The 13,695-nt window shown below is 46.1% G+C and carries 14 protein-coding genes; 9 read left to right on the top strand and 5 right to left on the bottom strand.

The features are described from left to right. The first annotated feature begins 188 nt into the window (after positions 1 to 188). Positions 189 to 344: a hypothetical protein gene (locus QUA27_RS01475; protein WP_333065879.1), complete on the top strand. Its 156-nt coding sequence runs from the start codon at positions 189 to 191 to the stop codon at positions 342 to 344. A gap of 5 nt (positions 345 to 349) precedes the next feature. Continuing rightward, positions 350 to 2,965 (top strand): ATP-dependent chaperone ClpB, encoded by a 2,616-nt coding sequence (clpB, locus tag QUA27_RS01470; RefSeq protein ID WP_333065878.1) that lies wholly within the window; start codon positions 350 to 352, stop codon positions 2,963 to 2,965. A 117-nt stretch (positions 2,966 to 3,082) separates the two neighbouring features. Here the strand turns inward: clpB and QUA27_RS01465 are convergent, their stop codons facing one another. After that, on the bottom strand, positions 3,083 to 3,259 hold the full coding sequence (locus QUA27_RS01465) for a type II toxin-antitoxin system antitoxin (RefSeq protein WP_190737742.1): 177 nt from the start codon (positions 3,257 to 3,259) through the stop codon (positions 3,083 to 3,085). 201 nt (positions 3,260 to 3,460) lie between these two features. Between QUA27_RS01465 and QUA27_RS01460 the strand changes: the two genes are divergently transcribed. After that, a complete protein-coding gene (locus QUA27_RS01460) occupies positions 3,461 to 3,694 on the top strand; it encodes a hypothetical protein (RefSeq protein ID WP_333065877.1) in 234 nt (77 codons plus the stop codon). Positions 3,695 to 3,856: 162 nt separating this feature from the next. On the opposite strand, the gene QUA27_RS01455 is transcribed toward QUA27_RS01460, so the two are convergent. Together QUA27_RS01455 and QUA27_RS01450 are read right to left on the bottom strand one after the other, a co-directional pair. Continuing rightward, entirely contained in the window at positions 3,857 to 4,519 is a 663-nt protein-coding gene (locus QUA27_RS01455) for a hypothetical protein (RefSeq protein WP_333065876.1), read from the bottom strand. A 231-nt stretch (positions 4,520 to 4,750) separates the two neighbouring features. Next, the gene (locus QUA27_RS01450; protein ID WP_333065875.1) at positions 4,751 to 5,776 is read right to left on the bottom strand and encodes a YihY/virulence factor BrkB family protein; all 1,026 of its coding nucleotides are present in this window, start codon (positions 5,774 to 5,776) and stop codon (positions 4,751 to 4,753) included. A gap of 129 nt (positions 5,777 to 5,905) precedes the next feature. On the opposite strand from QUA27_RS01450, the gene QUA27_RS01445 reads away from it, so the two are divergent. Further along, positions 5,906 to 6,538 carry a hypothetical protein gene (locus QUA27_RS01445; protein WP_333065873.1) on the top strand — a complete coding sequence of 211 codons (633 nt, stop codon included), beginning with the start codon at positions 5,906 to 5,908 and terminating at the stop codon, positions 6,536 to 6,538. 309 nt (positions 6,539 to 6,847) lie between these two features. Then, positions 6,848 to 7,834, top strand: a complete 987-nt coding sequence (locus QUA27_RS01440) for a mechanosensitive ion channel family protein (RefSeq protein WP_333065872.1) — start codon at positions 6,848 to 6,850, stop codon at positions 7,832 to 7,834. A 135-nt stretch (positions 7,835 to 7,969) separates the two neighbouring features. Here QUA27_RS01440 and purU read toward each other — a convergent pair whose 3' ends face one another. Further along, positions 7,970 to 8,824 carry a formyltetrahydrofolate deformylase gene (gene purU / locus QUA27_RS01435; protein ID WP_333065871.1) on the bottom strand — a complete coding sequence of 285 codons (855 nt, stop codon included), beginning with the start codon at positions 8,822 to 8,824 and terminating at the stop codon, positions 7,970 to 7,972. Here purU and QUA27_RS01430 point away from each other — a divergent pair. Together QUA27_RS01430 and QUA27_RS01425 are read left to right on the top strand one after the other, a co-directional pair. Then, positions 8,824 to 9,093: a hypothetical protein gene (locus QUA27_RS01430; RefSeq protein ID WP_333065870.1), complete on the top strand. Its 270-nt coding sequence runs from the start codon at positions 8,824 to 8,826 to the stop codon at positions 9,091 to 9,093. The two genes, purU and QUA27_RS01430, sit on opposite strands and share 1 nt — an antisense overlap. Positions 9,094 to 9,152: 59 nt before the next feature. Further along, positions 9,153 to 10,523 carry a hypothetical protein gene (locus QUA27_RS01425; RefSeq protein ID WP_333065869.1) on the top strand — a complete coding sequence of 457 codons (1,371 nt, stop codon included), beginning with the start codon at positions 9,153 to 9,155 and terminating at the stop codon, positions 10,521 to 10,523. A gap of 261 nt (positions 10,524 to 10,784) precedes the next feature. Here QUA27_RS01425 and thrC read toward each other — a convergent pair whose 3' ends face one another. Then, entirely contained in the window at positions 10,785 to 11,909 is a 1,125-nt protein-coding gene (gene thrC / locus QUA27_RS01420; RefSeq protein ID WP_333065868.1) for a threonine synthase, read from the bottom strand. Positions 11,910 to 12,047: 138 nt separating this feature from the next. On the opposite strand from thrC, the gene QUA27_RS01415 reads away from it, so the two are divergent. Together QUA27_RS01415 and QUA27_RS01410 are read left to right on the top strand one after the other, a co-directional pair. Beyond that, positions 12,048 to 12,311 carry a hypothetical protein gene (locus tag QUA27_RS01415; RefSeq protein WP_333065867.1) on the top strand — a complete coding sequence of 88 codons (264 nt, stop codon included), beginning with the start codon at positions 12,048 to 12,050 and terminating at the stop codon, positions 12,309 to 12,311. Positions 12,312 to 12,568: 257 nt separating this feature from the next. After that, the gene (locus tag QUA27_RS01410) at positions 12,569 to 13,621 is read left to right on the top strand and encodes a fatty acid desaturase (protein ID WP_333065865.1); all 1,053 of its coding nucleotides are present in this window, start codon (positions 12,569 to 12,571) and stop codon (positions 13,619 to 13,621) included. Positions 13,622 to 13,695: the final 74 nt, after the last annotated feature.

The raw sequence follows: 13,695 nt of genomic DNA, 5'->3' as shown, positions 1-13,695 counted from the left end.
TTCGGGTTTAGCTATAGGACTGTGACGCTTCTCCAGTCCTCTCTCCTATTTACATGAGTATTTCTCCATTTTCCGCAGCAGGAGACTGTTTAAGAATGTGCAGTTTTTTCAAGTGGCACTAGAAAGCATTTTTAATGTGAGAGTTGCTTTTATCCAAGAGTGCAACTTTTAGGGGCGACAGTTTGCTTTTGGCTGCCAGAGACTGCGACAAAGGACGGAAATACCTATCTACAGATAGGGGAACACCGATCCGATCGCCCTCCGCAACTCCCTACAATGACAATTGTACGGGCGATCGAGCAATTGCCTCTACAGCAGTCATCATTTTTAATGCAGGGAATTAAAATTTATGCAACCGAATAATCCAAACCAATTTACCGAAAAAGCCTGGGAAGCCCTCGCCCGCACCCCCGAAATTGTCAAAGCAGGTCAGCAGCAGCAGCTAGAAAGCGAACACTTGATGAAAGCTTTGCTGGAACAAGAATCGGGGCTCGCTAGCAGCTTATTTAACAAAGCGGGAGTTTCTGTAGCAAAATTGCGCGATCGCACTGATGAGTTTATCAGTCGTCAGCCGAAAATTACTGGAAGCGGCGGCAACGTTTATCTAGGTCGTTCTCTCGACACTTTGCTCGATCGCGCCGAAACTTATCGCAAAGACTACGGCGATGAATTTATTTCGATCGAGCATTTGATACTAGGTTACGTTAAGGACGATCGTTTCGGCAAAAATCTGCTGCAAGAATTTAAACTAGATGAAGCCAAGCTCAAAGATATCATTACCCAAGTCCGGGGGAAGAACAAAGTGACCGATCAAAATCCAGAAGGCAAATACGAAGCGCTGGAAAAATACGGCCGAGATTTGACAGAAGCCGCGCGTCAAGGCAAACTCGATCCGGTAATCGGACGGGATGACGAAATCCGCCGCACGATTCAAATTTTGAGCCGTCGCACCAAAAACAACCCGGTATTGATTGGGGAACCGGGAGTCGGCAAAACTGCGATCGCCGAAGGACTCGCCCAGCGAATTATCACCGGAGATGTGCCGCAATCTCTCAAAGACAGACAATTAATTAGCTTAGATATGGGCGCGTTAATTGCAGGTGCAAAATTCCGGGGAGAATTTGAAGAACGCTTGAAAGCGGTGCTCAAAGAAGTTACCGACAGCAACGGCAAAGTCATCTTATTTATCGATGAAATTCACACCGTTGTCGGTGCTGGCGCAACTCAAGGTTCGATGGATGCCGGTAACTTACTTAAACCCATGTTAGCTAGGGGAGAATTGCGCTGTATCGGCGCTACAACTCTCGACGAATACCGCAAGTACCTCGAAAAAGATGCGGCACTAGAACGCCGTTTTCAACAAGTTTATGTTGACCAACCGACAGTTGAAGATACTGTCTCAATTTTGCGGGGCTTGAAAGAACGGTACGAAGTTCACCACGGCGTAAAAATTTCTGACAGCGCCCTAGTGGCGGCGGCTACTTTGTCTACTCGATATATTAGCGATCGCTTCCTGCCCGACAAAGCCATTGACTTAGTGGACGAAGCAGCCGCTAAACTCAAAATGGAGATTACCTCCAAGCCGGAAGAACTAGACGAAATCGACCGCAGGATTTTGCAGCTAGAAATGGAAAGACTATCCCTACAAAAAGAAAGTAACTCTGCTTCGATCGAACGTTTGGAAAGACTGGAAAAAGACTTAGCCAACCTCAAGGAACAGCAAAACGGTTTGAATGCTCAATGGCAATCGGAAAAAGGTGTCATCGGCAGCATTCAAAAGATTAAAGAACAGATTGATAAGGTCAATATTGAAATTCAGCAAGCTGAATTAAAATATGACCTGAACCGCGCTGCTGAGTTGAAATACGGCACGTTAACTCAGTTGCAAAAACAATTGCAAGAAGCGGAAACTCAACTGACAGCAACTCAAACCACAGGTCAAACTCTGCTGCGGGAAGAAGTTACAGAAGGTGACATTGCGGAGATTATTTCCAAGTGGACGGGAATTCCGATCAGCAAGTTGGTTGAATCGGAAATGCAGAAACTTCTGCACTTGGAAGATGAACTGCACAAGCGGGTAATCGGACAGGATGAAGCGGTGACGGCGGTTGCAGATGCAATTCAGCGATCGCGCGCAGGTTTAGCCGATCCAAATCGTCCGGTTGCGAGTTTTATCTTCCTCGGCCCCACGGGTGTGGGTAAAACCGAGTTAGCCAAAGCATTAGCTTCTTATCTGTTCGACACCGAAGAAGCGATCGTGCGAATTGATATGTCGGAATACATGGAAAAACACGCGGTTTCGCGGTTAATTGGTGCGCCTCCGGGATACGTCGGCTACGATGAAGGCGGACAATTAACTGAGGCTGTGCGCCGCCGTCCTTACTCGGTGATTCTATTCGATGAAATCGAGAAAGCGCACCCGGATGTATTCAACATCATGCTGCAAATTCTGGATGACGGCCGCGTTACCGATGCTCAAGGTCACACGGTAGACTTTAAGAATTCTGTGATTATTATGACATCGAATGTCGGCTCTCAATACATCTTAGATGTGGCGGGAGATAACGAACAAATGCGGAGTCGGGTGATGGAAGCGATGCGGGGAACTTTCCGCCCGGAATTCTTGAACCGGATTGATGAGATGATTATCTTCCACGGTTTGAGTAAGACGGAACTGCGGCAGATTGTGCTGTTGCAAGTTAAGCGCTTGGAAAAACGGTTAGCCGATCGCAAAATGTCTCTGAAATTGTCGGAATCTGCGATCGATTTCTTAGCAGAAATAGGTTACGATCCGGTTTACGGTGCGCGGCCATTGAAGCGGGGAATTCAACGCGAGTTGGAAACGCAAATGGCGAAGGGTATTTTGCGGGGAGATTTTGCTGACGGCGATACCATTTTTGTGGATATCGAGAATGAAAGATTGGCGTTTAAGCGGCTGCCGGCACAGTTGGTGACTGCGAAATAATTTGAATAGGGTGGGCTGCGGCCCACCTTATTTTTTTGAGGCGATGGTTCTTTTTTTGACCGCAGATGTAGGCGGATGGACGCGGATGGACGCGGATGGGATGGCGGGCGATAGTTCTTAAGGGCGATCGCTTTCTGATTTATCTTTTTTCTGTTCTTGGCGTTCTCGAACAGATTTCGTCAGCAGGTACGTTGTCAAACTGCTAACGGATCTGCTTTCTTCTTCTGCCCATTCTTCGAGAGCTTTTTGAATCTCTTCTGGTAGGTATGCGGTAACTCTTCCCCGTGAAGCCATTCGTTGTACTGCAAAACATTTCAACACAGTCCATCTTAAGCTGTTTTGAGTTAAGACAGATAAAAATATTTCATTTTAAGTCATTTTATATTGTACGTCATAATGCGTTATAAAGCGACCTGTAAACAGTCAAAAGCCAGCCCCTTACTGTCCAAGGTTCCGGGCTGGCTCTGGCTCCAACATTCAATGGAGATAAATTCTATGATGACATACAAACAACGCTTGTGTTGTTGGGCGATCGCCCGTTTGTTACCCTCTCAGCAATGGATTATTGTTGCCCGCTTCCGCAGTCGTTCAGATGCAGACGGGCATTTTCAGTTTCTGCGTCAAACTATACCCCACGTTAAGTTTGAGGTTGTGTTCGATCGCAGTGGGGACAGTCACCGTTTATCGGCGTTGGGCCGCCCTTCCAATTACGTCAGCAGCCCGTTATAAATGGTAATTTTCGCGGCGATTTCAGTTAACTAAACATTGGCGATCACACTTTTTTGATAAGTGCGATCGTCTTTCCTTTCTTGAGTCCCCCTCTGCTGGGACGATAGTTTCTGTAGAAGCGATTTCAATCGCCGAGTTATCTGTTGGGCTGTCTCTCCTAACTTACTTCCGCACCATCACAGATCGAATCACAGCATTCGGCTGATACTTATTAGTCTGATAAAATCCCCCTTGACCAGCGCCATAAACTCCCGCAAATTGTTTCCCTTCAGCCTTGGGAACAAACATAATTTTTCTAGTGGGTTGCTTGGCAAATACAACCCCTTCTCTCATTTCATTATCCACGTTATAAGATAAAGTCGCTTTGCCGTAAATTGCCTCGGCTTGTTTCAGACTCATTCCCGGCCCGACGCCCTGACCTGTTTTATAACTAGAATTGTCAGTCATCAAAAGTTCAATGACATCGGTATCTTTTAGCTTTGTACCCGCAGCATAGATAATCCGATATTGCACTTTTCCCGACTGACTGACAGCCACAGCATCAAAGTCTACCATAAAAGGAGACTGTACCTTAAACTGTGCTGTGGGGCCCAAAGCCTTTTTCAATTGTCCGAAAGCCATCCCCACCTTCGCCGCTCCAATTGTGCGATCGGAAATTGTTAAACTTGCAGAAGGTGTTTTTTGAGCAGCATTTGCCGCTTCTCCCAGCACATTTGTAGCCCTCAGCGCAACAGTGGAACCGGGAGTAGAAATTAAGGTGAGGTAACTGCCGATCGCCAGCAAAGCAGCTATCATTGATCCAGACAAAACTTTAACATTAAACATGACTAATTCTCCTAGATTTCAAATGCGACTATCTACCCGCATCTTTTTGACGATCCTGGGCCTCACCCTCCTAGTTTGGATTCTCAGAGGTGTTGGCCTCTTGACATTCATTCCCGGTGGTGTCATTTGGATACTGATTTTTCTGTCTTTTGTTGCGGGCATCCTCAGCACTGTACTCCGTAGGTAAGCCAGCATCCGGCAAATAACAATTAACAAATCAAAATTAAAAAATTATTTTAATTTTGATTGTTTAATAGCCTTTCCCACTGTCACATTCAACTGAGCGCCTATCAGCATTACCAAAGAAGAAATATCGAGCCACAGCAGCAACACAATAAAACTTCCGATTGTGCCGTAAGTCCAAGTGTAATTGCCCAAATGCAAAACATAAAACCGAAATAAAGCTGAAAATAGCGCCCACAAAATAGCAGCAAAAACAGCTCCTGATACAATAGGAATATCTGGTTGACGGCGGCTAGGCCCGTAGCGGTAAATAAATGCAAAAGCCAGTGATACAATTCCCAAAGAAATCGGCCACCTCCACAGCCGCCAAGCACCTAACAGTTGCGACTCTAAAGGGCAATTGCCGGCGAGGAGCAAGCAATTTTGGACATCTTTTAAATCGCAATTGGCGACGGACTCCAGCAGGCAGCTCTGGCGGGCAATAGCTTGTACAATTAAGTCGCTGACAAATACTACTCCCGATGCTAGAATTAACAGCACAATTGTACCGATACTGAGCGCCAGAGAAATAAGTTTGGCTTTCCAAAATGGTCTAGTTCGATCGATCGGGGTTTCATGGATGCGATCGAGTGCAGCCATCGCCGCGCTCATTACTCCAGAAAATGCCCAAATCGCCCCAAGAAAGCTCACCGAAAACAGCCCTTTACTCCGAGTTAACAGAATTTCTTTGATTAAGCCACCAATTAAATTCCGCACGTCATCGGGTATAATTTCGCCCAAAAGACGGGCGATTTGATAAAGTGTTGACTGCAAAGGTTCAAACAGAGCGATCGCAGATAAAATAGCCAACAGCCCCGGAAACAGCGCCAGCATAGAATTGTAGGCCATTTCCGCAGACAGCCCCGGCAAGCGCTGCTCTCCCGCCTTCGCCCCGACTTCCTTGAGCGTGCCCCAAGTCAAACACCGACAAAACAGCCAAAAACCCCCAAATTTCCGTTTGAGAGCTCGAAGCAAGCTTAAAAGCGCCTTAAACAAAGCTAAAATCAGGTAGCGCAACCAGTAATAAATGTTCATAGCGCACAGGAGAGGGGGAACTCGAAAATGGAAAATGGATGCAGGACGATCGCGCAACTGGAAATAAGGAGCGTTACTTAATTAAGCCATTGCTAATTTAAAATCTAAAATCTAAAATCTAAAATCAATATGGCTCAGGATGTCAGACAGTGGTTAGATGAAATCAAGCGGCTGCAACAGCAGTTAACAGAAGTTTCGCGCGATCGCGATGAGGCCGGTGAAAGTGCGGCTCAGTGGCGGCAACTCTACAATACCGAAGCCGAGCAGCGGCGGAATGATGCTAAATTAACTCAGCAAAGCATCGCTTCTCTGGAAGCACAAATAGAGCAATTACAAAATTTTTCCCCCCTTGTGCCCGAAGGCGACGATGCTGGAGTTGCTCGCCAGCAGGAAATCGCACAACTGCACACAGTAGGCGAACTTAAAGCTAAGTTAGCAGAAGTTCTCGAAGAGCGCGATCGGGCGATCGAACAAGTTAAACAACTCACTCAAGCCCTCAAACAAGAAGAAGCCCGCCACGCTGAAACTAGCAAAAATTTAACTAGCGCCCTCGGAGATGCTGTTGACTTGCTCGCGAAAGCCCAAAATCCCGCTCCTGCAAAAACCGAGACAGTATATTCTTTGGAGATAGTACCCACTCGCACTGCAAATCCCGGCGAAACTGCTCTGGAAATCCGCCAAACTTCCGCCCCAGGCAAAAATCCCGCCCAGCTTCCACCTTCTAAAAATCAGTTACTCGACTTACCGCCCTTTGGGAATTAGGAGCTAAAAATTCAGGAATTGTCGGCATGGCGAGTCCCCTTAGCAGATGGGATTTAGTCACGGATGCGTTGTTTTTGCTTTTCCTGCACTTAGAGGGCATTAATTCATCCGCTTCTTTATTATTCCTCATCCACAGATGGTTTACTAATAGATTTAAATGTACTCTATCTCAACCTATAATCCGCATTCAAAATTTTGAGGAGTGCCAAAAAATATTCCTCGCGTCGTGCCGACCTACAGTCTTTAGATAGAACTTAACAGAGCTAAATTTTAGTAATATCTACAACGACTGATACGTGAGGAAACTTTATGAAGGCAGAGATATCCGCAGTCGGGGCAAAGATGGAGAGCATGATTGACAGCTTGATTATCCTGTTGCCCAATATTGTGCTAGCGTTAATTGTCTTTGCAATCTTTTTCTGTGTGGGCGGGGCGATTAAAAAAGCGGTCAGGCGGCTTACCCGCAACCACCACCAAGCACGAAATTTGGGGCTGGTGTTAGGACGGTTGGCGCAGGGTACGATCGTTCTAGTTGGCCTGTTTGTTGCTCTTTCGATTGTAATTCCCACATTTAAAGCTGGGGATTTGATTCAATTGCTGGGAATTAGCGGGGTGGCGATTGGTTTTGCCTTTCGCGATATCTTGCAAAACTTCTTAGCCGGTATCCTAATTCTGTTAACTGAACCTTTCCGAATCGATGACCAGATTGTGTTTAAAAACTTTGAGGGAACGGTAGAAAATATTGAGACCCGCGCTACAACAATCCTAACCTATGATGGTCGCAGGATTGTCATTCCCAATGCTGAATTGTTTACGAATTCGGTGACAGTGAATACCGCTTTCGATAAACGCCGCACGGAATACGATGTTGGTATTGGTTACAACGACGATATTGACCGCGCCAAGAAGTTAATGCTGGAAGCATTGTACAGCGTAAATGAGGTGTTGAAAGATCCTGCACCCGATGTGCTGGTGGTTGAGCTAGCAGAAAGTACCGTCAATATCCGCGTTCGGTGGTGGATTGCTCCGCCGCGCCGAATTGACGATATGCGATCGCGCGACAAGGTAATTTGTGCTATTAAAAAAAAGCTGGTGGAAAACGGCATCGATTTGCCTTATCCCACGCAACAAATTTTGTTTCACGACCAAACCGAAGAAACCGATGGCGATCGCTCCCAGCAGCGTGAAGGATGGCCCGCTGGTAAAAGTAAAGTTCCGAAACCTCGCCCTATTGGGGGCTCTGTGGGAAAACTTGCCCAAGGGCGATCGCAACAAGACGGCAACGGAAAATCTTAACCGCCTCACAAGTCATGAAAAATGTCAAGTGAGCAAACTTTTAGATTCGCTGCACTTGGGTCGTGCAACTGGAATTTATATTAATCACCGAGCGATCAAAGGAGTAACAAACCCGATCGATCTCATGCCTAATTTTCAAGCAAAAACCACAGTCCTATTGCCATAAACTAAAACACGATTTTGTAAATGATATCGCACGGCTCTTGCTAACACAACTCTTTCTAAATCTTTACCTTTGCGAACCAAATCAGACACTTCATCGCGGTGACTGACGCGCACAACATCTTGTTCGATAATCGGGCCCGCATCTAAATCTGGTGTAACATAGTGGGCTGTTGCACCGATAATTTTTACCCCTCTTTCATAAGCTCTTTCGTAGGGATTTGCACCCACAAACGCGGGTAAAAATGAATGGTGAATATTAATTACATTGGGAAACTTTCTGATAAAGTCTTGGCTCAAGATTTGCATATATTTAGCCAAAACTACTAAATCTATCTTATATTTTTTAATGATTTCTAACTGTTGTGCTTCTTGAATAGCTTTATTCTCTTTAGTAATGGGAATATACTCAAAGTCGATACCGTATTGTTCGGCAATAGGCTTTAAATTTTGATGGTTGCTAATAATCAGGGGTATTTCACCCTTAATTTCTTGCGCTCGCTGTCGCCAAATCAAGTCTAACAAACAATGATCTTGACGGCTTACCCAAATCGCGATGCGCCGAGTTTGATGGGAGAAATGCAATTGCCAATTGGCTTGTAAGTCCTTGGCAATTTCAGTAAAAGCAGGTGTTATTTGTTCGGTGGTTAAGTCAAAATCATCTAATTGCCATTCTAGCCTGCTTAGAAATAATCCGGCGGTAAAATCTGTATGGTGATCCGCGTGAATGATATTGCCATTATGGGAGGCGATAAAGTTAGCAAGTAAGGCGACGAGTCCTTTGCGATCGGGACAGGCAATTAACAGGGTTGCAGTAGGTTTAGTCATTGTATAATTGCAAAAGTGTTGAGTTTTATTTTAGGCGATCGCAGCGGGTTAGTTGCGATGGGCGATCGTCAATACTCCGGACAGTTTTGGAGGCAGAGACTGAAACCCTCATTCTACCGTTAGCATTTGACCTCACTGAGAAGGCCCAAACTCGCATTCTGCCGTTAGTGATGGAAAACTGTCCGGACTATCGATCGTCAATCGTTAGTGAAAACCGAGAAAGCCAGTTTTTGCGATCGACTGAGTTTCTGAAACCCTGCATCGGGTAGGGGTTAAATACAAGTTTTAATCATCTTTCATCGGCGAAGGGCATTCGCTAATACACATTATGACTATCCATAGAATAGAGTACCTGATTCTTTCTTCGGTTATAGAACATTATGAAAGTCTCAAAAATGTGGCATCGGATTGGAGACTCTCTCATGCTGAGGTGGCAGTAGCAGCCGAGCGCTTATTTCAGAAAGGTTACATCTTAGCTGGATTTTGCACTGAAGATGACAAATTAATTGAAGGTATTACCTTGAATCGCTCTCAAATTCAGGCACACTTGGATGGAAAACTCAACGCTCTTTACTACTTAACGCCTCAAGGGGGAGCAAGGTGGGAAAGCTTAACTCATCCCAATTGGAATCATTATAGACAATGGTATATGGGTTCTAGACGTGATGAAATAACTGGCTTAATTAAATCAGAAATAACCTGTTGTTCTCGGCAGATAATCGAAAAAATTATAAATCTTAGCGAACATTTAGAAAGCCAAACTATTCTTCTAGAAACTTGTGTTTGGGAGAAAATAGAGTGCTGGGAGGCAACGTACTGGAAAACTTTACCCAAAGCTTACAAAGTTACTTACCAGTATCGACATTTTGAATGGTGTATCAACTCAAATACACCCCAAGAGTGGATTGACAAAGATCGACAAGCAAGGCAGTGGAACTCAGAAATTTTGCATTGGTATACGGAGCCAGAATTAGATACAAACCCATCAAGTTTGTTTGGAGATGAATATCTCAACTCTTACCCAGCATTAGCACAAACTCCGAATCCAAAAATCGAATACTTGATTCTTGAGTTTGCTGTAATAGACAACTACTACGGACTAAGAAGAGTTGCATACTCAATGCACTTATCTCATGCTGAAACAGCACTTGCAGCGGATTCCTTATTTCAGAGAGGGGACATTAAAGCAAAGGTTTTTGCCGATGAAGATGACACCGAGGGAACTTCAAATGTTATCTTAACAAGAGCTGGCATTCAAGACCACTTAGACGGGAGACTTCTAGTTAGCTACTATTTAACTCCTCAAGGCGGTGCTAGATGGGAAGCAATGGCTGATCCTGATTGGAATAAGTTTTTCATTCTTAAATTTTTTGAACCGTTCCCTTACGAAGAGCAAATTCTAGGCACTCAGCGACAAATTATCGAACAATTGTTGGGTTTAGAGCGCTTTATTTTTGATCGTCAACATATCCGAGGAAAAGAAGTTTGGGATATCTTGGAACCTTGGCAAGCTACCTACTGGAAAACTCTACCGCGAGGCTATCGCGTTCGTTGTGAATCTCAGCCCAATGCTTCGGATGATTCGGACTTAGATTACCTAAAACAAGGAGCTCCCCCTGAGTTAGTTGAGGAATACGAGCAAGCAATGCAAAGGTACGAAAACATGAATAAATGGTATACAGATCCGTCCTTTGACTAGGATTTAACTTTACTATAAATCCTTACTTGTCATGCTGAGCGGAACACAGTTAAGCGAAGCCTCGGGCGAGATTCTTCGCTTCGCTCAGAATGAAAACTAATTTAGGACTTACGCACGGGTGGTCAGAAACCGGGTTGATGGGCGAAAATACTGCATCCCGACCTTTAAAACTGGTAAAAACCCGGTTTCTTTGGTATTTATGCGTAAGTCCTACAATTAATCAGAATGACAGCTACTCAAGCCGATTTGATATAACTTCTGCTAAAACCCCATCGCCCCAGCTACTGCATCCAAAGTCGGAGCAATGCCACTTTTAAATTGATTGTTGCTGTGATTAATTGCCGTATCCGGGTCTTTCAAACCGTTACCAGTCAACACGCAAACCACCGTCGCCCCAGTCGGAACTTGGTCTTTTACCTTCAGCAAGCCGGCCACAGAAGCTGCACTCGCCGGTTCGCAGAAAATCCCTTCCTGCGATGCTAACAAACGGTAAGCGTCGAGAATTTCGGCGTCGGTGACTGCGGCAAAACCGCCGCGGCTGGCTTCCGAGGCTGCGATCGCCTGTTTCCAGCTAGCCGGATTCCCAATCCGAATTGCCGTCGCCAGGGTGTCCGGGTGCGCCACCGGTTCTCCCGTTACCAACGGCGCAGCACCCGCCGCTTGAAATCCCATCATCTGCGGCAAGCGCGAACATTTTTTGGCTTGGTGGTATTGACAAAAACCCATCCAGTATGCTGTGATATTTCCCGCATTTCCGACGGGAATGCACAGCCAGTCCGGGGCGTCGCCTAAAGCGTCAACGACTTCAAAAGCTCCGGTTTTCTGGCCTTCCAAGCGGTAAGGATTCACCGAATTTACCAAGGTCACGGGGTAGTTAACGGCCATTTCGCGGACAATTTCTAAAGCTCGATCGAAATTTCCCCCAATCGAAATTACTTCCGCACCGTAAAGCAAAGCTTGCGCCAACTTGCCCAACGCCACGTAACCCTCGGGAATCAACACGAAAGCTCGCATCCCCCCGCGTCGGGCGTAGGCAGCGGCGGCGGCCGAAGTATTGCCGGTACTGGCGCAAATTACCGCCTCGGCGCCTTCCTCCTTCGCCTTGGAAATCGCCATTGTCATCCCCCGGTCTTTGAAACTACCAGTGGGGTTGAGGCCGTCGTATTTGACCAGGACGCGCACGTCTCGACCGATGATAGAGGCGATCGCAGGTGCTGGAATCAGGGGAGTATTGCCTTCTTGGAGGGTCACTACCGGCGTGGTTTCCGTCACCGGCAGGTAGGGGCGATAAGCTTCGATCAAGCCGGGCCAGCCGTGGCGCTTGGGCGAGGCGGCGCGGGCAGCAGAGTTAGCAGCAGAGTCAGTAGCAGGTAGAATCAGGGTCACGGTGTCAATGGTTTTAGGCAATGGCCGAAGAATTTACACTAATTTTAGCTCGATCGGTTAATTTGATGTTTAATACGATCGGTTCAGGTTAAAGTAACTTAATGGTGTGAATGTGTAGATATGTCTACTCAATTACTAATGTCAAATAATTCATCCACTCTTTCCCGGCCTCAAGTCACCGCGAGCAACCCCGAAATGGCTAGTTCTTCTACCCTATCGACCAGTTTTGCCCGCAAAGTAGATTCGGTGAAGTGCCCCTACCAAGCCGATCAGCAAGTTAAGTTCCTGCACTTGCAAGCGGAAATCGAATCCTTGCTGCTGGAAGTGCAAAGCCTCAAACAGCAACGCTCGATCGCTGGCTTGCGGGATCTAGACCCCATTTCTGGCAGCAACAGCAATTAGCAGACAACAGTCGCTAATGCTAATTGTCCTGCCCCTGTGTTATAAAAACAAAGGTTTTGCTACCCGCAGTATTTTTTGCCGAAAGTGCTAGAAATTCCTAACTGCGGATAGCGATCGCTAGCTTTTGCTAAAACGCGCTTGCCTACAGCTCAACTCGTCTGCTGCTTGCTGGCAACGAGCTGACATTTTATGGCGCTTTTTTATTGCGCTAATTTGTTAAGCCATCCTCATGGCATACGGAGAATCGAAATCAATTTATGACAGCATCGATCGAAAAACCACTAAATTTGACATCCGCAAGTGACACTTCCAACCTGCGCCTGAAAGATATTCTCAAAACCCTGCCGCGGGAAGTATTCGTCAAAAATCCCCGCAAAGCTTGGACAAAAGTAATCGTCAACGTTCTTTTAGTTGCTGTCGGTTACTGGGGCATAGCAGTCTCTCCTTGGTTTCTACTACCCCTAATGTGGATTTTCACAGGCACCGGATTAACCGGTTTTTTTGTGATCGGTCACGACTGCGGGCATCGGTCATTTGCTAACCGCCGCTGGGTAAACGATTTAGTCGGACATATCGCATTTCTGCCGTTAATTTTCCCGTTTCACGCATGGCGGCACGGACACAATTATCACCACAAGCACACCAACAAAATTGGCGAGGATAATGCTTGGCACCCGATGACAGCAGCAGACTACGCTGGCGCGTCCAAGCCTTTACAAATCGCTTATAGTTTAATATTTGGTCCTATGTGGTGGATCGGCTCGATCGCCCACTGGGCAAAAGTACACTTTATGTGGTGGCGGTTCACAGGAAAACAGAAACAAGAACAAGTGCGGTTTTCTGTCTTAGTGGTTTTAATCGGTGCTGCGATCGGATTTCCGATTTTAATTGCAACCACAGGCATTTGGGGATTTGTCAAATTTTGGTTGATGCCCTGGCTGGTTTACCATTTCTGGATGAGCACTTTTACGATCGTCCACCACACAGCACCAGACATTTCCTTTAAAGAACCCGAAGAATGGAACGAAGCCCAAGCGCAACTGTCGGGAACAGTTCACTGCGATTATCCCCGCTGGGTAGAGTTTCTGTGCCACGACATTAACGTCCACGTTCCCCACCACCTTTCAACTGCTATTCCCTGGTACAATTTGCGCCTCGCCCACAGCAGCTTAAAGGAAAATTGGCAAGATCATCTCTACGAAACAGAATTTTCGTGGTCTTTAATGAAGCGGATTGCCGACAACTGTCACTTGTACAATCCCGCTGGTGGCTATCAAACATTGCAGGAATTTAACGCTAAAACAAAGTAAGTTTTAAATGCGATAAATGCCAGAAAAACCCGGTTTGTCACACACAACCGGGTTTTTCGATATTATAACCCATA

This window comes from Microcoleus harperi Pol14_C6 (assembly GCF_036701295.1).
In the GTDB taxonomy this organism is placed as follows: domain Bacteria; phylum Cyanobacteriota; class Cyanobacteriia; order Cyanobacteriales; family Microcoleaceae; genus Microcoleus.
The sequence above is the reverse complement of the archived record's forward strand: the minus strand, read 5'-3'. Positions and strand labels throughout refer to the sequence as shown.